Origin of the sequence: Bradyrhizobium sp. LB8.2, assembly GCF_040548035.1 — a bacterium.
In the GTDB taxonomy this organism is placed as follows: domain Bacteria; phylum Pseudomonadota; class Alphaproteobacteria; order Rhizobiales; family Xanthobacteraceae; genus Bradyrhizobium.
The window spans coordinates 1-23,062 of the sequence record NZ_JBEPQV010000004.1 but is presented as its reverse complement, the minus strand read 5'-3'; the positions used below and the strand labels follow the sequence as shown (position 1 = coordinate 23,062).

19 protein-coding genes and 2 pseudogenes are annotated in these 23,062 nt (G+C 62.8%); 7 read left to right on the top strand and 14 right to left on the bottom strand.

What is annotated here, in order from left to right; all coding sequences use genetic code 11:
* Window positions 1–352 precede the first annotated feature (352 nt).
* Window positions 353–919 carry a DUF1236 domain-containing protein gene (locus tag ABIB06_RS06455; RefSeq protein ID WP_354045552.1) on the top strand — a complete coding sequence of 189 codons (567 nt, stop codon included), beginning with the start codon at window positions 353–355 and terminating at the stop codon, window positions 917–919.
* A 25-nt stretch (window positions 920–944) separates the two neighbouring features.
* A complete protein-coding gene (locus tag ABIB06_RS06450) occupies window positions 945–1,262 on the top strand; it encodes a hypothetical protein (protein WP_354045554.1) in 318 nt (105 codons plus the stop codon).
* A gap of 622 nt (window positions 1,263–1,884) precedes the next feature.
* Here the strand turns inward: ABIB06_RS06450 and ABIB06_RS06445 are convergent.
* The 9 genes from ABIB06_RS06445 to ABIB06_RS06405 form a co-directional block, all read right to left on the bottom strand.
* Entirely contained in the window at window positions 1,885–2,607 is a 723-nt protein-coding gene (locus ABIB06_RS06445; protein WP_354045556.1) for an ABC transporter ATP-binding protein, read from the bottom strand.
* Complete coding sequence (locus tag ABIB06_RS06440; RefSeq protein ID WP_354045558.1) at window positions 2,604–3,359, bottom strand: ABC transporter ATP-binding protein; 756 nt, start codon at window positions 3,357–3,359, stop codon at window positions 2,604–2,606. The genes ABIB06_RS06445 and ABIB06_RS06440 overlap by 4 nt, the downstream gene beginning before the upstream one ends.
* Window positions 3,352–4,389, bottom strand: a complete 1,038-nt coding sequence (locus ABIB06_RS06435) for a branched-chain amino acid ABC transporter permease (RefSeq protein WP_354045560.1) — start codon at window positions 4,387–4,389, stop codon at window positions 3,352–3,354. The genes ABIB06_RS06440 and ABIB06_RS06435 overlap by 8 nt, the downstream gene beginning before the upstream one ends.
* Window positions 4,389–5,261, bottom strand: a complete 873-nt coding sequence (locus tag ABIB06_RS06430) for a branched-chain amino acid ABC transporter permease (protein WP_354045562.1) — start codon at window positions 5,259–5,261, stop codon at window positions 4,389–4,391. Before ABIB06_RS06430 ends, ABIB06_RS06435 begins: the two co-directional genes overlap by 1 nt.
* A gap of 62 nt (window positions 5,262–5,323) precedes the next feature.
* Window positions 5,324–6,451 carry an ABC transporter substrate-binding protein gene (locus tag ABIB06_RS06425; RefSeq protein ID WP_354045564.1) on the bottom strand — a complete coding sequence of 376 codons (1,128 nt, stop codon included), beginning with the start codon at window positions 6,449–6,451 and terminating at the stop codon, window positions 5,324–5,326.
* 37 nt (window positions 6,452–6,488) lie between these two features.
* Complete coding sequence (locus ABIB06_RS06420; protein WP_354045566.1) at window positions 6,489–7,097, bottom strand: SRPBCC family protein; 609 nt, start codon at window positions 7,095–7,097, stop codon at window positions 6,489–6,491.
* Entirely contained in the window at window positions 7,094–7,594 is a 501-nt protein-coding gene (locus ABIB06_RS06415) for a (2Fe-2S)-binding protein (protein WP_354045568.1), read from the bottom strand. The genes ABIB06_RS06420 and ABIB06_RS06415 overlap by 4 nt, the downstream gene beginning before the upstream one ends.
* Complete coding sequence (locus ABIB06_RS06410; protein ID WP_354045570.1) at window positions 7,591–8,421, bottom strand: FAD binding domain-containing protein; 831 nt, start codon at window positions 8,419–8,421, stop codon at window positions 7,591–7,593. The genes ABIB06_RS06415 and ABIB06_RS06410 overlap by 4 nt, the downstream gene beginning before the upstream one ends.
* Window positions 8,418–10,781 (bottom strand): xanthine dehydrogenase family protein molybdopterin-binding subunit, encoded by a 2,364-nt coding sequence (locus ABIB06_RS06405; RefSeq protein ID WP_354045572.1) that lies wholly within the window; start codon window positions 10,779–10,781, stop codon window positions 8,418–8,420. The genes ABIB06_RS06410 and ABIB06_RS06405 overlap by 4 nt, the downstream gene beginning before the upstream one ends.
* A 102-nt stretch (window positions 10,782–10,883) precedes the next feature.
* On the opposite strand from ABIB06_RS06405, the gene ABIB06_RS06400 reads away from it, so the two are divergent.
* From ABIB06_RS06400 to ABIB06_RS06390, 3 genes are read left to right on the top strand one after another with little or no spacing between them, the layout of a single operon-like run.
* Window positions 10,884–11,687: a GntR family transcriptional regulator gene (locus ABIB06_RS06400; protein ID WP_354045573.1), complete on the top strand. Its 804-nt coding sequence runs from the start codon at window positions 10,884–10,886 to the stop codon at window positions 11,685–11,687.
* Window positions 11,687–12,505, top strand: a complete 819-nt coding sequence (locus ABIB06_RS06395; protein ID WP_354045575.1) for an aspartate dehydrogenase — start codon at window positions 11,687–11,689, stop codon at window positions 12,503–12,505. Before ABIB06_RS06400 ends, ABIB06_RS06395 begins: the two co-directional genes overlap by 1 nt.
* Window positions 12,506–12,554: 49 nt before the next feature.
* A complete protein-coding gene (locus ABIB06_RS06390; RefSeq protein WP_354045577.1) occupies window positions 12,555–13,430 on the top strand; it encodes an alpha/beta hydrolase in 876 nt (291 codons plus the stop codon).
* A gap of 54 nt (window positions 13,431–13,484) precedes the next feature.
* Here the strand turns inward: ABIB06_RS06390 and ABIB06_RS06385 are convergent, their stop codons facing one another.
* Window positions 13,485–14,270: an AraC family transcriptional regulator gene (locus tag ABIB06_RS06385; protein ID WP_354045579.1), complete on the bottom strand. Its 786-nt coding sequence runs from the start codon at window positions 14,268–14,270 to the stop codon at window positions 13,485–13,487.
* Window positions 14,271–14,383: 113 nt separating this feature from the next.
* On the opposite strand from ABIB06_RS06385, the gene ABIB06_RS06380 reads away from it, so the two are divergent.
* Window positions 14,384–15,442 carry a DODA-type extradiol aromatic ring-opening family dioxygenase gene (locus tag ABIB06_RS06380; protein WP_354045581.1) on the top strand — a complete coding sequence of 353 codons (1,059 nt, stop codon included), beginning with the start codon at window positions 14,384–14,386 and terminating at the stop codon, window positions 15,440–15,442.
* A 19-nt stretch (window positions 15,443–15,461) separates the two neighbouring features.
* Entirely contained in the window at window positions 15,462–16,889 is a 1,428-nt protein-coding gene (locus tag ABIB06_RS06375) for an aldehyde dehydrogenase family protein (RefSeq protein WP_354045582.1), read from the top strand.
* A 261-nt stretch (window positions 16,890–17,150) separates the two neighbouring features.
* On the opposite strand, the pseudogene ABIB06_RS06370 reads toward ABIB06_RS06375, so the two are convergent.
* The 4 genes and pseudogenes from ABIB06_RS06370 to ABIB06_RS06355 all read right to left on the bottom strand — a co-directional run.
* Window positions 17,151–18,498, bottom strand: a pseudogene (locus tag ABIB06_RS06370) (IS5 family transposase).
* Window positions 18,499–18,826: 328 nt separating this feature from the next.
* Window positions 18,827–20,191 (bottom strand): HlyD family type I secretion periplasmic adaptor subunit, encoded by a 1,365-nt coding sequence (locus ABIB06_RS06365; RefSeq protein WP_247447005.1) that lies wholly within the window; start codon window positions 20,189–20,191, stop codon window positions 18,827–18,829.
* Window positions 20,192–20,209: 18 nt separating this feature from the next.
* Window positions 20,210–22,030, bottom strand: coding sequence for a type I secretion system permease/ATPase (locus ABIB06_RS06360; RefSeq protein WP_247447006.1), 1,821 nt, complete (start codon window positions 22,028–22,030; stop codon window positions 20,210–20,212).
* A 12-nt stretch (window positions 22,031–22,042) separates the two neighbouring features.
* Window positions 22,043–23,062: pseudogene (locus ABIB06_RS06355) on the bottom strand (hypothetical protein); the annotation flags it as partial.

Below are 23,062 nucleotides of genomic sequence, written 5' to 3'. Positions count from 1 at the left end.
TTCGGCGAATTCGGCCCAGACGCAGTCTCCGTCCTCGACCGGTCAGACCGCTGCAGGCCAGTCGTCCAATTCGGGCACGGGTACCAACACCACGCAGGCGCCGGCCTCGAACAACTCGACCAACCAGGCTCAGACCAATCAGCCGTCCAATCAGACCACGACGCCTCCCAACCAGGCGCAGACCAATTCTCCTTCGAACACGAATACCCAGACGCAGAGCGCCAATCCGCCCGCCTCGGGCACCAACCAGGCGCAGTCGCCGACGGGTAGCGGTTCGACGAACACGGCGCAGCAGCCGAACAATCAGCAGAACACGGCCGATCGTTCCTCGAACACCAACGTGAACGCGTCGGTGAACATCAACGACCAGCAGCGAACCCGGATCAGCACGTCGATTTCGCATCTGAACGTGCTGCCCCTCAACAACGTGAACTTCTCGTTGTCGGTGGGCACGGCCGTGCCGCGCGATATCCGCTTGCAGCCGCTGCCGGCCGAGGTCGTCGAGATCGTCCCGCAGTACCGCGGTTACAACTTCGTCCTGGTCAAGGACGAGATCGTGATCGTCGAACCGTCGACCTACAAGATCGTGACGGTCCTGCCGTACTCCGGCCGCTCGACGGCCGCTGCGCCGGCGAGGACGGAGCAGCGCAAGGCGACGTTCAGCGATCGTGATCGCGAGGTGATCCGGAAGCACGCCAAGGTTCGCCCTGTCGAGCGCGAGCGGCAGACCACCGGCAGCACCGTGCGCACCGAGATCCGCAGGGGGGAGCGCCTGCCGGAAGGCGTGGAAGTCGAGACTTTCCCCGAGGAGGTTTACCGCGAGGCGCCGAGCCTGCGGGAGTACCGGTACATCAACCGGGATAGCCGCACCTACATCGTCGAACCAGGGGAACGTCGCGTCATCGAAGAGATCGATTGATCTTGCCACACCAAGGAGAACGAACATGAGAACTATTGCTCTCGGAGCGTTTGTCGCCACCGCCATGCTGGCGTCGGCGGCCTCGGCAGCGCCGCTCAACCCAAGCCCGGTCGGATCCACAGAGGCGGCAAGCATCGATCAGGTCCGCCTGGTCTGCAGCGAGTATGGCCGCTGCTACCGGACCCGTGGCCCACGATACGTGCAGCGCTATTACGGCGGCGACGACGGCTACGTGGTGCGCAGAAGCTACGGCTCCTACGGCGGTCCGGGCTACTACGATCGCGGGTACGGCTATTACGGAGGCGGGCCGAGCATCGGCTTCAGCTTCGGCACCGGCCGCTAGTGATTGATGCTTCAGGCGCCGCCCTTCGGGGCGGCGCCTTTCGGATTTAATCGACTAGGCCAGTCCTGCCGCGCCCAGACTCGCGCGGCGCTCCCGCTCATCACGCGTACGAAGGGGTGCTGCCAGCGCTGCTTCGCTCCGCAAGGGAACGATCGGCACTCTGCCGCGTCGAATCCTTGCTCTCGGCACCCCTTGCCCCCCAAGCCCCAGCCGGGAGCGAAACCTAGCCAATAGGTTGGCGACCTCGACCCCGGTCGAGGTCGTTACCTTTTCCCCCTAGTGACGGACCGTGGCCGCTGGGGGAGGAGCAAGCGTCCGAGGGCACTTGATCCGGACGTCGTCCTCGTCCAAAGACATCATCCGCGGCCCATCGAGGCGTTGCCTGCGAACGATGCTCGAGGACCGCGCGGACAAGGCGCCGCCGGGTGTGGCCTCAATGTGCGGTGGACACCTCGGGCATTGTCGGAACTGTGTCGCCCCGTTCGTCTTGAGTCCCCAACGGGTTTAGCCAGACGGGCTCTTGGACTGATAAGCTTTTGCGTAAATCCTTATCAGTCAACCGTCTCCACTTTGGCGATCGTCACAAAGAAGCTGAGTGATTCGGTCCTTAATTTCCATGGGATTAGGCGCCGAGATAAGCGCGGAGCAAATCTGGATTGCCAAGCATGTCGGCGGCGCGGCCTTCTCCAACAACCCGGCCTGTTTCGAAAACGTAGGCCCGGCTCGCCACCGAGAGGGCACTATGCACATTCTGCTCGACAATCAGGATCGTAATGCCTTGTTGGCAAAGTTCGCGCAATGCGCCTAGTACTTCCTGCGACATTAGCGGGCTAAGGCCGAGACTTGGTTCATCGAGCAGCAACAGTTTTGGGTCCGACATCAGGGCACGGCCGATCGCGAGCATCTGCTGCTCGCCGCCCGACAGCAGGCCTGCAAGCTGCGACAGCCGTTCTCGCAGCCGCGGAAACCGCTGAAGCACGCTTTCGAACCGCTGTTCGGCTAAGGCCCGATCCGGGCAGCAATATGCGCCGAGGCCGAGGTTTTCGCGCACGCTCAGTTCGGGCCAGATATGCCGTTCCTCGGGCGACTGGGCAATGCCATCGCGAACGATCAGATCCGGTCGGCGCTTTGCGATCGACTTGCCGCGATAGAGTATGTCGCCCGATGTGGGGGCGAGCAGGCCTGAAATCGCGCGCAAGGCCGTGCTCTTGCCGGCACCGTTGGCACCAAGCAATGCGACGATCTCGCCTTCACGGACCTCCAGATTGATGCCGTTCAGGGCGCGCAGCTTGCCGTAGCAGACCTCTAGGTTGCGCAATTCGAGGACGTTGCTTTGAGTGATCATGCGGCGGGCTTGCCCAAATACGCAGTGACGACGTCCGGATTCGATCGCACTTCGAGCGGTGTCCCGGCGGCGATTTTGCGGCCAAAGTTCAGGACGAGGATGTGATCGGACACGGCCATCACGAGCGCCATGTTGTGCTCGACCAGCAGCATGGCCTCGACATGCTCCTTCACTATCCTTTTCAGCACATCGCCGAGGCGATCCGCCTCGTGGGTGTTCAACCCCGCCGCAGGCTCGTCAAGGATCAGCACCCTCGGGCCGGCGCCCAGCGCGACGGCCACTTCGAGCAGGCGAAGCTCGCCGCAGGGCAGCGAGTCCGCGTCCGTGTTCATTCGGGCACCAAGGCCGACCGTCTCGATCAGCGCTGCCGCCTCGTCGCGAAGTTCACGCTCGCGCTGGCGGCCGGCGGCGAAGAAGGTCCGCCACAACGACCTCTCGCCATGACGGTAGCGGGCGGTCAGCACGTTGCCGAAGACGGTGAGCCCGCGCAGGACGTTGGTCTTCTGGAAGGTGCGAACGAGGCCTCGCTGGGCGGCAGCATAAGGCGGGAGCCCCGTGATGTCGTGCTCGCAATAGCGCACGGTCCCGGCGCTGGGCTTGAAGAACCCCGTCACGAGATTGAGGCAGGTGGTCTTGCCGGCGCCGTTCGGTCCGATCAGGCTCATGATCTCGCCCTTGCGGATCGAGAAGCTGACATCTGACAGGGCCTTCAGCCCCCCGAAGTGCTTGGAGAGCCCGTTCACCTCAAGCATCCGCGGCCCCTCCTCGGTTCAGGCCGGCCGGCTCGAGCGCCCGCGCAAGGCGATCGAGCTTCACGGCACCCTCGGCAGGCTCTGCCGGCCTTCGTTCATAGATCTCATGCCGGCGGGCGATGAATCCCATCAGGCCGCGCGGCAGGAAGACCACCACGGCGACGACGATGAGACCGAAGATCGAGAAACGCAGATCCTTGAAATCGCGCAGGAACTCTTCGAGGAAGACCACCAGCACGGCGCCGACCACCGGGCCGGCCAGAGTGCCCTTTCCGCCCGCGAGCACCATGATGATCATGGTGATCATGAAGGAGAAGCCAAACACTTCGGGGCCGACATAAGAGATGTAATGCGCATAGAAGCCGCCCGAGAGGCCGCCCACCGCCGCCGCCAGCACGAAGGTGACGAGGCCCAGGTAGAACGGCCAGATCCCGATCGACTGCGCCACGAACCGGTTCTCCCGCACCGCGACCGCCGCGCGCCCGATATTCGAATAGACGAAACGATAGCTGACTAAGAGCGATAGGGCCGCCAGCAGTAGGCCGGCATAATAGAACCAGAGCTTCTGCTGCACGCCGGTCGCGCCCGTGATTGCGGCTGGCTTGCCAATTCCCGAGACGCCCATCGGCCCGTTGGTCAAATCGATCCAGTTGTTGGCAACCAGCCGCAGCACCTCCGCAAAACAGAGCGTCACGATGACGAAGAACGGCCCGCGCAGGCGCAGCGTCACCGCACCGATGGCGAGCCCAAAGATCGCCGCAACGATGCCGGCGAGCGGGATTGTGACATAGATCGGCAGCCCGGCCCGCACCGACAGCAGCGCGGCAGTGTAGGCTCCGATGCCGAAGAAGGCGGTGTGCCCGAGCGGAAACTCACCGACGTAACCGACGATCAGATTCAGGCTCGTCGCCAGCATCACCGAGAGCATGATCATGATCCCGATGTGTAATGCGTATTCGTTTTGGACGGCGAGCGGGATCAGCGCGGCTAGCGCGGCCGCAGCGAGGAGACAATTGCGTTCGAACTTCATCACGCGCGCTCGGCTCTTCGGCTGAACAGACCATAGGGGCGGACCAGCAAGGTCACGATAACGAGCGCGAACCCGATGGCATCCACATATCCCGTTGATACGTAGCCACCCCACAGCGCCTCGGTCAGACCAAGGATTAAGCCGCCGGCTACCGCGCCGGCAAAGCTGCCCATTCCGCCGAGGATGACGACCACGAACGCCTTCAGGCTGATCACACCGCCGGTGCTCGCTTCCACGACGTAAATCGAGCCGAGCAGCATCCCGGCCGCGCCCGCCAGCGTGGCACCGAGCGCGAAGGTAAAGCCGTAGATTCGCGGGGTCCGGATGCCGACCAGCTGGGCCGCCATCGGATCCTGGAACGTCGCGCGCATGGCGCGGCCGAGTGTGGTCTTCTGGATCAGGAGATTTGCTGCCGCGATCAGGACCGCGCACATCACAACAAGCACCAAGCGGGCCTGCGTGATCACGACGGGGCCGAAAAACAGCGGCTTGCTCGCGAATGGCGAGGCGACCGTCACCGGCGTGGTCCCGACGATCAGGAGCGCGGTGTTGGCGATGAAGATCGAGAGACCGATCGTGAGCAGGATTGTCGGCTCCTCGCCCTGCCCGCGCACCCGCGCGATCAGCACCTGATCGATGAGGTAACCGAGAATGCCGAGCACGATGACGACGACGGCAAGCGAGAGAAAGTAGTTCCAGCCGAACACCACCGTGAGCGTCCAGCCGAAAAGGCCGCCGATAACATAGAGTTCGCCATGCGCAAAGTTCACGACACGCATCAGGCCGAATACCAGTGTCAGTCCAAGCGCAGACAGGGCGTAGAACGCCCCGACGACAAGGCCGTTGGCCACAAGCTGAAGAAGGAGGTCCATCGCGATCTATTATCCTGGGCATCGAGTGGCGGAGGCAGCCGGCGCTGCCTCCGTCCCGAACGTCACTTTTGTACGGTATTGGATTCGACAACGACCGGAACGCCGTTCTCAAGTTGAACCAGCACAACCGTGAAGCCCGTGGCCTGGCCCTTCTCGTCGAAGCGGAAGTGCCCGTTCGGGCCTTCATAGTCCGTCTTGAGCAACGCTTCGCGAACCTTGTCCGAATCGGTTGACTGCGCGCGCACAATTGCATCGACGACGATATTAAGCGTGTTGTAGCCTGCGGCGGAGTACTTCCCGGGCGCAGCCTTGTACTGGCCTTGATAGGCCTTCACGAATGCCTCGTTCTTCGGCGTCTTCATGGTCGAAGCGTAAGGCACCGCGGCATAGATGCCGTTCGAGGCCTGACCCGCCAGTTGCATGAAATCGGCTGTAGCCCATGAGCCGACGCCAAACACCTTGGTCGAAAGGCCGAGCTCGGCCTTCTGCTTGACGAGGGTCGAGCCGTCCTGGGTCTCGGCGGCCACGAATGCGCCGTCGGCTCCCGACGCCTTCAGCTTGGTGAGCAGCGTGTAGTAGTCCGACGTGCCGTGCTCGAAATATTCCTTCATGACGGTCGTAGCACCAAGCGCGCTCATCTGCTTCTCGAACTCTTCGACACCGCCGCGGCCGAAATCGTCGTTCACGCCGATATACGCGACCTTTTTCAGCTTGAGCTGGTTGACGAGGATTTTGGCAAAGGACTTGGCGAGCAGCGCGTCCGTTTCGGTCGCGCGGAAGAACCAGGTGTTACCCTTCTCGGTCAGGTTCGCGGCTGACGAGACGCCGGTCACCAGCGGCACCTTGGCGCTTTGCGCGACCGGCATGATGGCCGCCGTCGCCGAGCTGCAGAATGCGCCGATGAGTGCGACCACCTTGTCGCGCTGGGTCAGTTTCTCGGCGGCGTTGACGGTGTTGGCCGGCTTGCACTGGCCGTCCTCAATCACCAGTTCGACCTTTTTGCCGAGAACGCCGCCCTTGGCGTTGATTTCGCCGAGGGCGAGCTTGATGCCGTTAACGTCGGTCGTGCCGTTGTAGGCGACCGAACCCGTGAGCGGCTGGATGACGCCGATCTTCACGGTCTCGTCGGCGTATGCCGAAGCGGGCAGCAGGACCGAGAGCAGACCGAGGGCTAAGCTCTTCAGATACATGTGAACTTCCTTGTGCGTTTAACGGGCTACAGTCACTTCACGATGAGGCCGGGGACTTGCCGAACAATCCCCTGACGAACGAACGCAGGCGGTCGCGCAGAACGGCCCACAGCAGCCCCCCGGCATCAAGCGGCTGTTGTGGACGCGTGGGCGCAGCCGGCGCCGCTGCCGCCGTGTCGCTGGATACCGCGGCTGCCGCCGTCAGCCTCGATTCGAAGTTGGCTACGAAGGCCGCTGTGATGCGGTTGGCAATTTCCTGAACGATTGGCCCCTTGCCGAACTGCGCCAGGGGGCCCGCAAGGTTGATGTCGGAGACGATGTCCACCCGGGTCGTCGCGGGCGAGCTGCCGTCGGCGAGCGAATAGGTCATGCTTCCGGAGGCGCGCGAGCCGGATCCCGAATCCGCGCCCTTGCCTGACACCAGGCAACTCCAGTTCTCGCGACGGCTCTCGACGGCGATATCGCCGCTGAAAGTGGCGGCCATCGGTCCGACTTTGACCGACATCTTGCCCTTGTAGCGGTTCTCGCCGAGCTCGCTCACGATCGACGCGCCGGGAAGACAATCGGCGACGAAGCGCACATCGTTCAGCCGATCCCAGACATGCTCGCGCGGCTGCGCGACATTGAATGACTTCTCGATTTTCACGAGGCGACCTCCTCGGCGGCGGCCCTCTTGTCGGCCCATTTGTCGGCCGCAACCTTGATGGAGCGGACGATGCCCTGATAGCCCGTGCACCGGCACAGATTGCCGCTCATCGCGACGCGGATCTGGTCTTCATCGAGCCCCGCCTTCCGCTGCAACAAATCGTGGCTGCTGATCAGCATCCCCGGCGTGCAGAACCCGCATTGCAGGCCGTGCTGCTCGTGGAACGCTTCCTTGAGAACGCCCATTAGCGGATCGTCCTGCAGTCCCTCGAGCGTACGCACGTCACTTCCGTCCAGCGTGACGGCAAGCGCAATGCAAGCGCGCGCCGACTCGCCGTTCAACAAGATCGTGCACGCTCCGCAGACGCCGTGCTCGCAGCCGAGATGGGTTGCGGTCAGACGCATGTCTTCGCGCAAAAGATCAGCCAGGCTCTGCCGCGGCTCTACCAGCGCCTTGCGCTGCTTGCCGTTGATGGTGAGTGTGATTTCGGTCTTCATGACAGGCTGGCTTTCCTGATCGCGCGCAGCGCGGTGGTAACGTGGAGTTGCAACTTGGCGGGCGAGAAGGCGCGGTCGCTTTCTCCGAGCTCGTGCCTGAGCGCCGCCAGGAGCCGCTCTTCATTTGCTCCCTTTCCAATCTCGAGCGCCGTCTTCGTAAGCACGATTGGTGCTCCTTCGACCGTGCCGATGACGAGGCGGACTTTCCGCGAATCCGGATCGAACAACGCGATCGCCATCGAGTCCGCGTATTCGCCAGTCTTTCGCGTTACCTTGTAGTGCCCCCAGCGCTCGGTCCTGGGGCGGCGCCCAATGACCACGCTTTCGAGCAGTTCAGCCTGATCGAGCACCGTCATGTACGGTCCGGTGACGAAATCAGCGGCGGCAAGGCGGCGACGGCCGCGAGGCCCGACTAGTACCACCTCGCCCTCGAGCGCGATCACGGTCGTGAGCCAGTCCGCCGCGGGATCTGCCAAGGCGAGCGCGCCGCCGATCGTGCCCCGCGTACGCACGGCGCGATAAGCAATCTGCCCGCCGATGAAGCGCATCAGCCCATTGCTGCCGTCAGGAACGCGGCCGTCCTCGAACGCGGCGTGCGGGAGCAATGCACCATAGGCGATACGGCCAGCCTGCTCATCGACGCGTCGAAGCGCTTCGATACGGCTGAGGTCGACCAGCTTCTGCACCGGCGCGAGGCGGAGGTTGAGCATCGGAACAAGCGACTGTCCGCCGGCCAGCGGCCGCGCCATCATCTGCTCGTCATTAAGTTGCGCGATCGCATCCTCGATCGAGGTCGCGCGGTGGTAGGCGAACGGCGCCGGCTTCATCGTCGGTCTCCCGCTGCGGCCACGATCTTGGCGAGCACACGATCGGGCGTCGCCGGCGTTTCGTTGATCTCGACGCCCAGAGAACGGAGCGCATCGTTGATGGCGTTGACCACCACGGCCGGAGGCGCAATAGCACCGCCCTCCCCCATGCCCTTGATGCCGAAGCGCGTGTGCGGTGACGGCGTCTCCATATGCAGCACCCGCACGTCGGGCACCTCGGTGAAGCCCGGAATGGTGTAATCGAGGAACGTCGAGGCCAGTGGCTGGCCGTTCTCGTCGTAGGGGATTTCCTCATAAAGCGCGGTGCCGAGCCCCTGCGCCACGCCGCCGACCACCTGGGCCTCGACGATCATAGGGTTCACCATGGTGCCGCAGTCGTGACAGACCACGTAATCCAGAATGTTGACCTGCCCAGTCCCGGGATCCACAGCGACCGTGCAGGCATGGGTCGCATACGAGAATGCGCCGGTGCTACGCCCGGGCTGATAGACCGCATTGGCCTCGAGCGCAGGGTCCTCACCGACCGGAAGCCGCTCCGGATGGAGGAAAGCCGCCTGCGCGATGTCCCGGAACCGGACGCTCTGCTCGCCGAAATAGACCTTGCCATCGGCAAGCCTCACCATCTCCTTGGGGGCTTGCAGCAGGTGTGCACCGATGCGTGCGATCTTTTCGGCGAGGATCACACAGGCGGCCGACACAGCGCCGCCGGACATCGTCATGCTGCGCGACGCGAACGTGCCCATGCCGTAAGGCGATACCGAGCTGTCGCCATGACGGACGACGACGTCATCGATCGCAATGCCAAGCTCCTGATGCGCCACTTGCGCAAGTGTCGTCTCAAGGCCCTGCCCATGGTTCTGGATGCCGACGAACAGGATGAGCTTGCCATCCGGCGTGAAGCGCGCCAGCGCCGGCTCGTACCCGAACACGACCGGTAGACCGCGGGCAACCCATTCGGCAGTGCCATGGGCTGACTGCTCGGTGTAGCTCGCCATGCCAACGCCGATCAGGCGGCCGTCAGGCTCGCCCTTTTTCTGTCGCGCACGAACACCTTCCAGGTCGATGGCCTGGCGCGCCTGCAGTGCGCATTGCGGATAATCGCCGCTGTCATAGAGCTTGTGGGTGGCGGAGCTGTACGGCATCGCCTCGGGCGGCACCATATTCTCCATGCGAACGTCCATCGGCTCTCGATCAACCGCGCGCGCGACGGCATCCACCAGGGTTTCGATGGCGAAACACGCGCCACTTCGCCCCACGCCGCGATAGGGGCCGAGCGGTGACTTGTTCGTGGCAATGCTGACAGCACGCGCGTGATAGACGCGAATGTCATAGGGACCGGTCATGATGCCGGCCGACATGCCGGCTTCCATCCCCGCGGTCCACGGCCACACCGAATATGCCCCGGCGTCGACGACAACTTCCGCCTCTAACCCCAGGATCCGACCCTTTGCGTCCGCGTAAGCCGTCAGATCGTAGCGATGCTCTCGCGCATGCGGCGAGGCGATCAGGTGCTCGCGACGGTCCTCAACCCATCGCAAAGGGCGGTTGAGCTTCATGGATAGCGCCGCGATCGCGAGTTCTTCGGGCTGAAAATTGTTCTTGGGCCCGAATCCGCCGCCCACGTCCGGCGCGATCACCCGCAGCTTGCTCTCCGAGATGCCCAGGCACTCCGCCATGATGGTGCGAATAACGTGCGGAAACTGCGTTGAGCTATAGACGACAAGCTCGTCCAGACGGCGATCGTAGTGCGCGAGGACACCGCGCCCTTCCATCGAAACGCCGGCATGACGGCCCATGCGCAAAGTCTTGTGCACCTTCACGGCCGCAATGCTGCGGGCCTGTTCGAGGTCTCCCGTCTGGATCGTGCTCTGGACGTAAATGTTGTCCGACCAGTGGTCGTGGACGCGCGGCGCCTCGGGTTTGAGCGCAACATCGATGTCCCAGATGGCGGGGAGTTCATCGAAATCGACGACGCAGGCGGCTGCAATGTCCTCGGCATCGGCCCGGGTGGGCGCGACGCACATCGCTATGAGGTCGCCGACGAACCGAACCTTGTCACCGGTCAGCGGGTGGTATTCCGATCGCTTGAACCCTTTCGCCGCGCTGACCGCGACGATCGGTGCGGCAAAGGCGAGATCGGCGGCCACGAACACCTGGTCGCGATACTGCTCGGGAATCTCGACGCCGCGGATGTGCGCGTGCGCGACCGGGCTGCGCAGAAACGCCACCTCCGCCATTCCCGGGACCTGCAAGTCGGCGAGGTATTCGCCCTTGCCGTCGAGATAGCGGGCGTCTTCCTTGCGCCTGACCGAGGCTCCGACCCCCTGATCCCTGTTCTTAGCGACCTCTCCGACTGTCAACGGCTCGCCTCTTGTAATTGGATATCGTATTTCGTATACGATCTATGTATACTTGCGAAGAGTCAATCCCCCGCTCACAAGGCCTGTTCCAGGGAGGCTGCAGTGGGCAAGTCGGGAAAAATCGAGATGACGGGGAAGCAGAACAATTCGGTCGTGCGCTATGCGCCGATGCACGACCAGATCCTGCCTCATCTGCGCAAGGACATCATCGAGAACCGGTGGAAATCTGGGGAGAGATTGTCAGAGCCCCTCCTCTGCAAAGAGTTCGGCGTTTCCCGTACTCCGTTGCGGCAGGCACTAACGACATTGGAATTGGAAGGTCTTGTTCGCCTCATTCCGCACGTCGGGGCAGTTGTTACGGATCCGGACGAGGCACAGGTCGGTGAGCACATGGAGGTCCTGATTGCTCTCGAACAGCTTGCGGCGACGCGCGTGGCCGAGGCCGGCAAGCCCGAAGTGCTGCGGGACATCCAGAAGATACAACGTGAGATGAATTCCGCCGCAAAGTCTGGAGACGCCGCTCGCTATTACACCTTGAACGACGCGTTTCACCTCGCGATCGTACATGGCACCGGCAATCGAGCGCTTATGGATTTACACGAGAAGGTGATGTGGCACGTTCATCGCGAACGCCACCGCGTCAACTTCGGCGAGTCGGTAACGACGAACAGCGCCAGCAGCCACACCGACCTCTTGAAGGCCATCCTGAAGGGGCAGCCGGACGTCGCCGGGCTAGCGATGCGCGTGCATCTGGAGCATGTCGGCGAGCTCATGTTAGCTCATCGTCAAGCTCTGACCATTGCGACAAAACCGGTCAAAGGGCAAGCGTCTCAAACCGGGCACGGCGCCCGCGGCAAGCCGGCGGCACGGGCGGTGCCGCGAGCAAGTCGAGGAGATACGATCTGATGATCAAGGTGATGTCCAAACCTGCGCGGTTGGTGTTCATCGGCTGGGGCGCGATCAATTCGCGGGTCGGCACGCTGTTGAAGCAGCGAGAAACGCCAGTAGAGATCGCCGCGATCGCGACGATTGATACGCCGCAGGCCAGGGCAGAACTACCGCCCGGCGTTCCCTTCCTCGGCTCGCCCGACGAACTCGCAGCCATCAAGCCCGACCTCGTGATCGAAGCCGCCGGCCTCGCCGCCATTTCGCAATGGGCGCCCGCGGCGCTTGCCGCCAGCCCCGCGATGATCACGGCATCCACCAGTGCCTTCAGCGACGACGGCCTGCTCACCTGGCTTATCGACCTCGCGGAGCGGAACGGCAGCCGGATCGAGCTGCCTTCGGGCGCGATCGGCGGGATCGATGCCCTCGCGAGCGCTGCCGTGCTCGGTCTCGACGATGTTGTTCACCAGATCGTCAAACCACCTCGCGCGTGGAAGAACACGCCGGCGGAAGGGCTCGTTGCCCTCGATACCTTGGGCGAACGCACGGTGTTTTTCACCGGAACGGCGCGGCACGCGGCCGCGACGTATCCGCAAAACGCCAATGCGACGGTGGTCACCTCGCTCGCGGGGGTCGGGCTGGATCGAACACGTGTCGAACTGATCGCAGATCCGGCCTTGACGATGAACGGTCATCGCATCATTGCCAGCGGTGCATTCGGCCGTATGGACATCACACTCGAGAACCAACCGCTCGCGACCAACCCAAAGTCGTCCGAGCTGACCGCGCTCAGCCTAGTTCGGCTAATCGAACATCGAACCAAGCGCGTCATCGTCTAACAGGCTTGACGAAACAATGGACCATAAACGGCCTGGCATTCCGAGCGAGTTGCGCGCGCTGATGGCCGAGATTGGCCCCCTCTGGTCGCCGGCCAAGCACGTCAAGCTGATGCTCGACAAGTTCAGCGAGATACATCGGACGGCGCAGACAGAGAACGTCGATGTCAGGGCGGAAATCGCCTACGGCACACATCCGCGTCAAAGATTCGACGTCTACCTGCCTGCCGGCCCAAGCGGCGGCCGCGCGGCGGTTCTATTTGTGCATGGCGGCGCGTTCCTCGACGGTCACCGCAACCGAACCGACGAGATCAATGCGAACGTCTTGCGATATTTCGCGCGGAACGGTGTTGTTGGAATCAATATCGGCTATCGCCTCGCCGACGATACCCGCTATCCTGGCGCGACCGACGACATCGCTTCAGTCGTTGGCTGGGCCCACGAGCACGGCGCCGAGATTGGAATAGACGGCAACCGCATCTTTCTCATGGGGCACTCTGCAGGCGCAGCGCATACCGGCAGCTACGCCTATGACAGGCGCCGTCAGCCCGCTGCTGGGCCGGGGTTGGCCGGTCACCTCGTCGTCAGTGGCAGGGTGCGGGCCGAAACCCGCCCCGAAAATCCCAATGCGCATAAGGTCGTCAGCTACTACGGCACCGACAGCCCTGATTTCTTGACCGATGTCTCGCCGGTTTGTCATATAGACGAGCGCAGCGTTTCTACCTTTGTCGCCTGGGCCGAATTTGAGAATCCGCTGATCGATGTGCATTGCGCCGAGTTGTGCTTCCGGCTTGCGCAGGCAAAGCGCCGTTCACCGCCATCGATGTGGTTGCGGGGCCACAATCACACGTCGTCGATCGGCCACATCAACACGGCCGAAGACGAGCTGGGGGTCGCGATGCTCGACTTCATCGCCAATCCCCGGTGAAGCATTGTTGAACGATAACCTGTTCGGAAAACAGCTGCACACCTTTCCAGATCATCACTGCTCCTGCGAAAGATAGCGCCCCGGCGTCACGCCGTACGCAGCCCTGAACATCGAAATGAAAGCGCTCGGCTCGCCGAAGCCGAGCTGATCGGAGATCCGGCTCACAGGCGTCCGGGCCGATAGCAATTCGAGCGCCTTCAAGAGTTTGGCCTGACGTCTGAAGCTTCGCAGCGAGAGCCCAGTTTCGCTCTTGAATTGCCGTTGCAGCGTTCGCGTTGACATGTTCAGCGAGTTTGAAAGTTCGTGTACGTCGGCTCCTCCCGTTGGCGAGTCCAGGATCTGCATGGCGACTGTTCGTAAGGGCGCCGACCTGGGTATAGGGAGATTGAGCGGCAATGCGCGCGAGCCGGCGATTTGGTCAAGCATCACGTCAATGACGCGTCCATCGGCTCCCCCTTCTTCGTACTCTCGCGGGCGCGCCACGATGGCGGACAGCAATTCCCGCATCAGCGGGTTGATCTGAACCACAGTGGTCCGCGTCGGCAGCCCGCCGCATGCATCGGCTTCGATGTACAGGGTTCGCAGACGAGTAGATGCGAGATGCCGGGTTTCGTGAGGGGTGTGGGCCGGAACCCACACGCCACGCTCGGGCGGCGCCACAAAGGTTGCGCCCTCTGCCAACACGGCAATGGATCCGGACGTCACGGCAAGGAGCTGAGCGCGATCATGCCTATGGAGCGGTCGACCGCCACCACGCCGGAGATCCAACACATAGGCCACCACCCGGCGCGCTGAGTGGCCGTTCGGAGGAATCAGGACGTCGGGATGGATACGGCTCATGGCTTCTGTCGTTTCACCGCAGTTATCTGACAGAATAGCGCTAACGCGCCTCGTGGCAAACGCGTATTTTGGCGAACAGCCAATCAATCCACCTACTCAGGAGGAACAACCCCATGATGTCTACGGTCATCGGTGGCGCTATGCTGCCCCATGCGCCCCAGTTCTTCACGATGCCTGACACTGAGGACAAGACAGTGGTCGAGAAGGTGCGGCAAGTCGCGGCCGATCTCGGCGAAAAGCTCAAGTCACTGAAGCCCGACCTCTGGATCATCTTCTCAAACGATCACGCGGAACAATTCTTCCACAATGCCGCGCCGCCCTTTACGGTTCATGTCGGTGGCGAGGCAACGGGTGAATTCGCCGGTCGCAAGTTCCACTGGAAGGTGCCGAGCGAAATCGGCTTCGAGCTGGTCCGGCAGCTTTACCGGCAGAACTTCGATCCCGCGTTCAGCAGCACTGCAAAGATTGATTATGCGATCGGCATTCCCCTCACCCACCTAGGGCTAACGGAGCCGGTGCTTCCCATCTACGTCAACGCCTACCTGCCGCCGCAACCGACAATGGAGCGCTGCTACGCCTTCGGCCAAGCCGTCGCGCGAACCGTGACCGCGATGGGTCTCAAAACCGTCGTGCTCTCGAGCGGCGGCATGTCGCACTTCCCTGGAACGGATCGTTACTCCAACCCGGAGCTGAGCTGGGATAACAAGGTTCTGGCAAAACTCGCGACTGGCAACCTCAAGTCTCTCATTGGCTATGACGAGGCCGAGCTCGATGATACCGGCAATATCGAGCTGCGATGCTGGGCATGCGCCGCCGGCGCTTTGGGCGAACGCAAGCCGGACGTGCTCTCGATGGACCCGAGCTGGCATCACAACTATGCGTCGTTGGGATGGTACAGTCCGCAGGCGGCCTCCAGCCAGGCTCATTACCCCTCGATCAAGCCTGAGCTTGTTGGACTCACGTCGGCGTTGCACGCATTGGCACACGAGCCGGAGAGCCGGATCCAATTCGTAAAAGATGCCGCTGCCTACGCCGACAAGTATCAGCTTCCCCCCGAACAGCGGCAGGCGCTCATCGCGCTCGACCTCCCGGCGCTCACGAAAATGGGTACGCACCCGCTAGTGCCGTTCTTGGCGAACATGCAGATCCAGCGCATGCGCACAGCCCGATAGCGAACTATGGACACGACTCATGCCTGCCCCCCTCTACGCTAGCTTCATTGACGGAATTATCGCTGAGGACGCGCAGAAGACGTTCGACCTCATAGCTCCCCAAGACGGCAAAATCCACGGTCGGATCGCAGAGAGCGGGCAGGCGGCCGTCGACAAGGCCGTTGCTGCGGCAAACGTCAGCTTTGGGCGAAACCGCAAGCAGCCGACCCACGTTCGGATCGGCTGGCTCAGGGCAGCGGCCAAAGCACTGCGGGAAGCGAGCGACGACATTGCCGGTACCATATGCACCGACGTCGGCAAGCCAATCCGGATGGCCTTGTTCGAAGTAAAGCGGGGCGCGGAATTTCTCGAGGCAACAGCGGCCGCGCTGACACAGTTCGGCGGCGAGACCGTTCCACTGGATGTGACGCCTGCGGGCACAAACCACATCGGCTTTGTTCGACACATCCCCTACGGAGTGGTTGCAGGAATCACGCCGTTCAACGCTCCTCTCAATCTGCTGGTCCAGAAGGTCGCGCCGGCCATCGCGGCTGGCAATGCGATGGTGGTCAAGCCGGCGCCTGCCGGCACGCGGACAGCTCTGAAAGTCGCCAAGTTGTTCCTCGATGCCGGCTGGCCCGAGAACCTTTTCACCGTCGTCACAGGCGACAAGGAGACCGCCGCCGCTCTTGCAGCCCACGATGGCGTACGTGCCGTGTCATTCACCGGCAGCACCAGCGGCGGCGAGGCGCTCGCACGGGCGGCAGGCGCAAAGAAATTTCTTGCGGAACTCGGGTCGAACGCCGCGAATATCGTACTCGGAGATGCTGATATCGCGGTTGCCGCGAAGAAAATTGCCTCCGCAGCGTTCGAGGCCAGCGGACAGCAATGCATCTCAGCCCAACGCATTCTCGTCGCGCGACCCCGCCTTGAGGAATTTCTGGACGCCCTTGTCCGGGCCGCAAAGTCGCTCAACGTCGGCGAAGCCACCGATCCGAAGACGGATGTCGGGCCCATGGTCAGCCCTGCCGCGGCGGAACGCGTGACGGCAATGTGTGCCGACGCGATCGCGCATGGGGCCCGCTACGCGCTTGAACCGACACGGACAGGGGCCACTGTGTCGCCTAGCATACTGGTCGACATATCGCGTGACGCTCGTCTGTGGCGCGAGGAGGTGTTCGGTCCTGTCGCAGTCGTGGCGCCGTTCGACGAGATTGACGAAGCCCTCACGCTTGCCAATGACTCGCCATTCGGGTTGCAGGGTGCTCTCTTCACTCGCGACCTCGGCGCGGTCCTGCGATTTGCCGATGACTTCGATGTCGGCGCTCTCTGGATCAATGAAGCTACGCGTTTTCGCCTCGACAATTATCCATTCGGAGGTGTCAAGCACAGTGGCGTCGGCCGCGAGGGCGTCCGCCACGCGATCGAAGAGTTATCGCAGCTTAAGTTCGTCGGCATGACGATTTGACTCTTCGCGATGCGTCGGCTGCCGCCTCGCCCATCGCGCACTGATAATGTTTCAGCTATTACCTTATCAGTTGGCCAACTGACTGCGTTTCGTATGATAGCTTCTCAGTCGGAAACGCGGTCGAGTATTGCGGGTCATCCGAGTTTAGAGCAGCAACTCGATGGAGGGAGAGAGCCTGGCCTCGAACCTTCTCCGCTCCATCAAAGGACGCCCATCTCAGACTGGGGTTAAAACCAAATAATTTTGTGAGGTAGTCGTCCGTTAAGAAGCGGAATTGAGCGGGGCCGGACAGGCGCGCGTGCGCCAGAGCTGGGTCAGGAACAGGCACAAGAGTTCTCTGAGCCAGGCGAGGATGCGGCGGAAGTTGTGGCCGACGGCAGAGAGGATGACGTTGGCCGCATCGCCAGCGCGGCCTTTGAGATAGCAGCGGCCGAGGTGGCCATCGGTCTTCAGGTGTCCGATGATGGGTTCGATGGCGGAGCGGCGGCGCAGCTCGCGCTTGATGACACCGAAGACGCCGCGCTTCTGGCCAGAGATGAAGATTCGGCGGGGATTTTGTGTGTCGTGGCCGCGGTATCCCTTGTCGACATAGGCCCGCTCGATCGCACAGCCGGTGAGCGTCTCGGTGCGGTCGATGACGTCCCGCAAGGTGTGACCGTCGTACGGGTTATCGGGCAGCGCCCTGACGTGCAGCACGAACAGGCCACCGGGAGCACGGCGGTTGTTGGTGACGAAGGAGGCTTCGACACCGAACTCGTAAGGCGCGGCTGCTTTGCCCTTGCCGATGCACTCCACCTCCGGGGCGTGGAAGGAATAGAGCTTCCAGCCGCGCTGGCGCTGCTGCTGCGAGCGGATCTGCGAGGCCCGGCCAAGCGGGAGGGCGAACGCGTTCTCGATCACGGTCTGACCTTCGATCTTGCGGCGGATATCGCGGATGATCCGGCCCAGTCGGCTGCGCAGAATGCGCAACTGCCGCTGATGCCGCTTGAATTGCTTGGCATGGGCGTAGCGCCCCGCCATCATTGCCGCGGTCTTGGCAATGCGAAGATAGGACTGCCGCAGCCTGACCCCGTGCTTCCTCGCCAGTCGATTGAGCCCCTTGATCGCCGCGTGCAGCAGCTTGGCATCGGTCGGGAAGGTGATGGCCTTCGGCTGCACGGTGGTATCGACCGTGACCCGCTTGAGGTCCTGGCCGCGTAACGCACCGGCCTCGTGCGCCACCCGCAAGCTCTCGGCCAGCAACAGCTCAAGCTTGTCGCCGAGCCGCTTGCGCCAATGGCTCAGGTCCGAGCGCTCGTGCGGGAACGCGTGCTGAAAGAACACTTCGCCGGTGAAGGACTGGAAATACGGGGTCGTGGACCCAACGCTCGCACACCCCCTCATCGGACAGGCCGTAAATGTGCTTGAGCAGGAGTAGCCCGATCACGAAGCGGGTTGCGATGCCCGGCCGACCGTTCTCGCTATAGAGCGGCGCGATCTCGCCGTCGATCCAGTCCCAATCGACCTTGCCGGCAAACTGAACCAGCTCGTGCTTCATATTGATGATCTGGTCCAGCTTGGCCCGGAACAGATCGCCCGATCCCGTCGTCCTGTGCTTCTTCGGTCGCATCGCCACCTCCGATGCGACGAGGGAATCATGACTGGCGATTCGACGGAATCCTGAAAATCAAATTGCAAGGTTCCGATGCCCCAAGCATCAAAACCCTGCAATCGCAAAACAGTCCACAACGACAAATGCGATTCTAGCTCAATCGCTTAGCCGCTCTTCACGGACGACTAGGTAAGGCGTCCCGGGAAGGACCGGCCGTCATTCTTGCGCTTCGCGGGTTTATACGCCATGGCAACCGGGTTGCTGAATGTCAGTGCCCTGATCCGAAAGGCTTGAGGGCACCGTACTCGCGAGTGCTCAGCATTGACGTCCAAAATGCTCGCTCTCTTCAGGTTTCGCGGAACGCGCGCGAGAAGCTGTCGAGGAAAGGCTTCATGATGTACTCGAAAAACGTGCGCTCTCCGGTCTTAATGTAAACGTCTGCGGGCATTCCGGGCGTCGGGATGAATTCAGGCATTCGCCTGAGAATATCGTCCTGGTCCAGGCGCACCCGAACCACATAGAATTCCCGACGGGTGTCACCGTCGGGACGGGTTTCGGTCTTCCCCTGCATTTGCTCCGACAAGGCGTCCGCTGACACGTAGATGACGCTCGCCCCCACCATGGGTGTGACGCGCTGGTTGAGCGCCGACAGTCGTACCAGCGCCTCCTGACCTACGCTCACATGCGAAATGTCCTTAGGATTCACATGTGCCTCGATGAGGCGCTCGTCCCCGATCGGCAGGAGCTCAAGGATCACGGCACCAGGAGAGACGACGCCGCCCGGTGTATGGAAGTTGTTCTTCACCACAATACCTCGGACCGGCGAACGGACATCGACCCGATCGACCACATCCTGAGCGGCGCGAATCTGCTCCTCCGCATCGTCCAGCTCCGCCTCGGTCTCGCGCAGCTCCTTGATCGCGTCCCGAAGCACCGCCGCGTGGAGCTGCGCTATTCTTTCGTTCGCCTGAGCGATCCGCTCCTTCGAATCGGCGATGCGGCCGAGATACTCGCCGAGGTCGCCCCCGAGACTCGCCTCTGAGCGTCGCAACGCTAGCACATCCGACTTGCGGACCAACTGCTGACCAAGAAGCGAATTCTTGTCCTTCAGCTCTTCGGCGAACAAGGCAATACGGTCTTTGGTGGACTGCACTTGCGCCTCATATCCGCGGATGCTTTCCTCCAGCCCAGCGATTTGCTTTAAGAGTACGCTTTCCTCGGCCACCCGACTGGCCCGGCGTGCCCAAAGTTCGGCACGTTGCCGATCAAGAATCGCTTTGATTTCCGGATCACGCGCGCTCTCGCTGAATGCAGCCGGAGTTTCGATTGCGTCCGAAGAGCTCATTTCGGCTTCTAGACGCGCCTTCATGGCGAGCAGTCGATGCTTCTTCAAAACCAGCCGTTTCAGCTTGGCGTTGGCAGCGGTATCGTCCATGCGAACGAGGATCTGGTTGGCCTCGACGACATCCCCGTCCTTGACTGCAATCTCGCGGATGATGCCGCCCTCGAAGTGCTGGACTAGCTTGTTTTGCCCGGTAGCCACGAATGTGCCCGAGGCGACGACCGCACTATTGAGTGGGGCGACTGCGGCCCAAACGCCGAAACACCCTAGCCAAACAACAAGGATGGCGAGGCCGGTGAAGATGGGCCATTTGGCGCTCAGAGGAACACCGCGGTACCACTCGCCGATGTCGTCCTTTACCGCTCTCATGCTGTCCTCCCGCGCCGGTCACCCGCCCGAGGATTCGATGCGTTGCGGCTGCTCCGGCTCATCTCCGCCGGCCCTGCCGGGCGACCGAACCAGGCGATGCAACACGTCGCTCGGAGAGCCGAATGCTTCCGCGCGTCCGGCCCGCAGTATGAGTACTTTGTCCACACTGTTCAGTAGCGCCGGTCGCAGGGTTACGACCACCGCGGTGACCCCCCGCCTCTTGGCGCGCTGCAGGGTCTCGGTCAGAGCCTGCTCGCCCGCCGCGTCGAGATTCGAGTTGGGCTCGTCGAGCACGACAAGGGACGGATTACCGAAGAAAGCCCGGGCGAGCGCGATGCGCTGTTTCTGTCCTCCCGAGAGGGGCCCACCGCCGCGATCGAGCACGGTCTCGTATCCTTGCTTCAACTGGCAGACCATGTCGTGAATGCCCGACAACATCGCCGCCTCATAGATGCTCTCGTCGGGCAAGTCGTCGCGCATGCGGCAGATATTCTGCTTGATGGTCCCGGGAAATAGCTCGACCTCCTGGGGCAGATAGCCGCTATATTCCCCGAACTGGCGGCGATCCCAGTTGCGCAGCTCTGTTCCGTCCAGCCTGACTTTCCCGGCTGTCGGCACCAGACAACCCACCAGAATGCGCGCGAGAGTCGACTTGCCGGATCCGGACGGTCCGACGATGGCCAAAGATTCTCCGGGCGCGAGCTCAAGCGACACACCATTGAGCACCGGCTCCTTCGAGGCCGGCGGCAGATACAAGACCCGATCAACGCTCAGGCGCCCTTGCGGTCTGGGCAAGCGCAGCTTGGGCGCCTCGCGCTGGAATGACTCGACCGCCTGCTTTACGCGGGCATAGGCCGATCGCGCCTGAACGCAGCTGCGCCATCCCTCGATCAAACCCTCGAGCGGCTGCAGAGCGCGGCCGGCGATGATCGAAGCCGCGATCATCATGCCCCCGGTGATCTCGGCGTGGAGGGCCAGATAGGCGCCGGTGCCGAGGATCGTGATCTGGGCCACGAGCCGGACGAACTTCGACGCACCGCTGATCCAGAAATTCCGATCAAGGGCCTGGCTCTGCACCGTCAGCGCTGGCGCCTGGCGGCGCCCCCAGTGGAGAATGCTTTCGCTCAGCATTCCCATCGCATTGATCACTTGCGAATTTCGCGCCAGGGACTCGGCCGCCGCATCGGCCTCGGCGGCATGCAGGCCTGCCTCGCTCAGACGCTCCGAGGTCGCTTTCTGGTTGATCAGCGCAATCAGTGCGAGCGCCAAGCCCGATACGACCGCGATCCAGCCCAGATGTCGGTGAACGAGGAATATGACTCCGAAGTAGAGGGGCGAGAGTGGCGCGTCCATCAGTAGAAGCATGATAGGGCTCGAGATGAAGCCCCGCACCTGGTGAAGACTGCGGATCGCCTGGATGGTTCCGCCCTCGCCAGCCCTGGCGTTGTTGATGCTGCTCGCCAGTACTGCGCCGCCAAGCACCGCTTCCATCTTGGTCGCAAGACGCCCCAGCACCTGCCGACGCAGAATGTCCACAATCGAGAGGATACCGATGAACGTCAGCGCGAGAGCCGAGAGCATCAACAGTGTCTCGAGACTGCGGCTCGTCAGCACACGATCGGATATTTGAAAAAGGTAGATCGGCAACGTGAGCATCAGCAGATTCACAACGACCGAAAATGCCGCGACCGCTATCAAGCTAGTGCGCGCGACCGAACGCCAAGTGGCCAGTGCGTTGACAGGTCCGACATTGTCGCGGGCCTGGTCGTTGGATACGACGCGAAATTGAGCTCCGGACTGGTTGCGCGGCGTATCGTCCAGTGTCTCGACAGCTGTCATGTTTGCCTCCTACTAGAGGATGGCATCGTGAGTTCCAACGTGATCGATCGGAGTACTATCCACGCTGTCGGGAGGCGGCGGCGCGGGTTTTTGGACATCGGCGGCCACCGGCGCCGAAATGTCTTGAGCCGATACGGCGTCCGACTGAGACACGGCAGTCTGGGGGGGCGCGATGTCGCTGCTTAGAGCGACGCCATAGTCTGTATACTGGGTTCCGTTGAACAGCGGATCTGCCGGAGGCGGTGGCGCATCGTTCAACGCGATCACATCGCCCGCGACGGCGGTTGTCGCAGCATTCGATGTGTCCGTCACAACGTTCTCCGGGGCACTGGTCACGGATCCCGAACTCTCGATCGATGCGTCAGTCGTGGCGGCGAGCGTCGAGTCGGCCGATCCAGGAGTTTGAGCGCTGCTGGTGTCCGGCGCGGCCGGCTGTACCGGCTCGGTCGCGGGGCTGCTGAGCGAATCTCCGGCGCTGGCGAGCACCGGCTCGCTCGTGCCCGCGACCGGCGCCGCACTCGCCGAAGCATCGCCAGCCACACTCCCCGTGTCGGCCGGTTGCGACAGATCGCTCGGCGCATCGGTCGGCGCCGCAGTTGTTGTGGCGAGCACCGGCTCGCCCGTGTCCGCGACCGGCGCCGCACTCGCCGAAGCATCGCCAGCCACACTCCCCGTGTCGGCCGGTTGCGACAGATCGCTCGGCGCATCGGTCGGAGCGGCAGCCGTTGTGGCGAGCACCGGCTCGCCCGTGTCCGCGACCGGCGCCGCACTCGCCGAAGCATCGCCAGCCACACTGCCCGTGTCGGCCGGATGCAACAGATCGCTCGGCGCATCGGTCGGAGCGGCAGCCGTTGTGGCGAGCACCGGCTCGCTCGTGTCCGCGACCGGCGCCGCACTCGCCGAAGCATCGCCAGCAACACTGCCCGTGTCGGCCGGATGCGACAGATCGCTCGGCGCATCGGTCGGAGCGGCAGCCGTTGTGGCGAGCACCGGCTCGCCCGTGTCCGCGACCGGCGCCGCACTCGCCGAAGC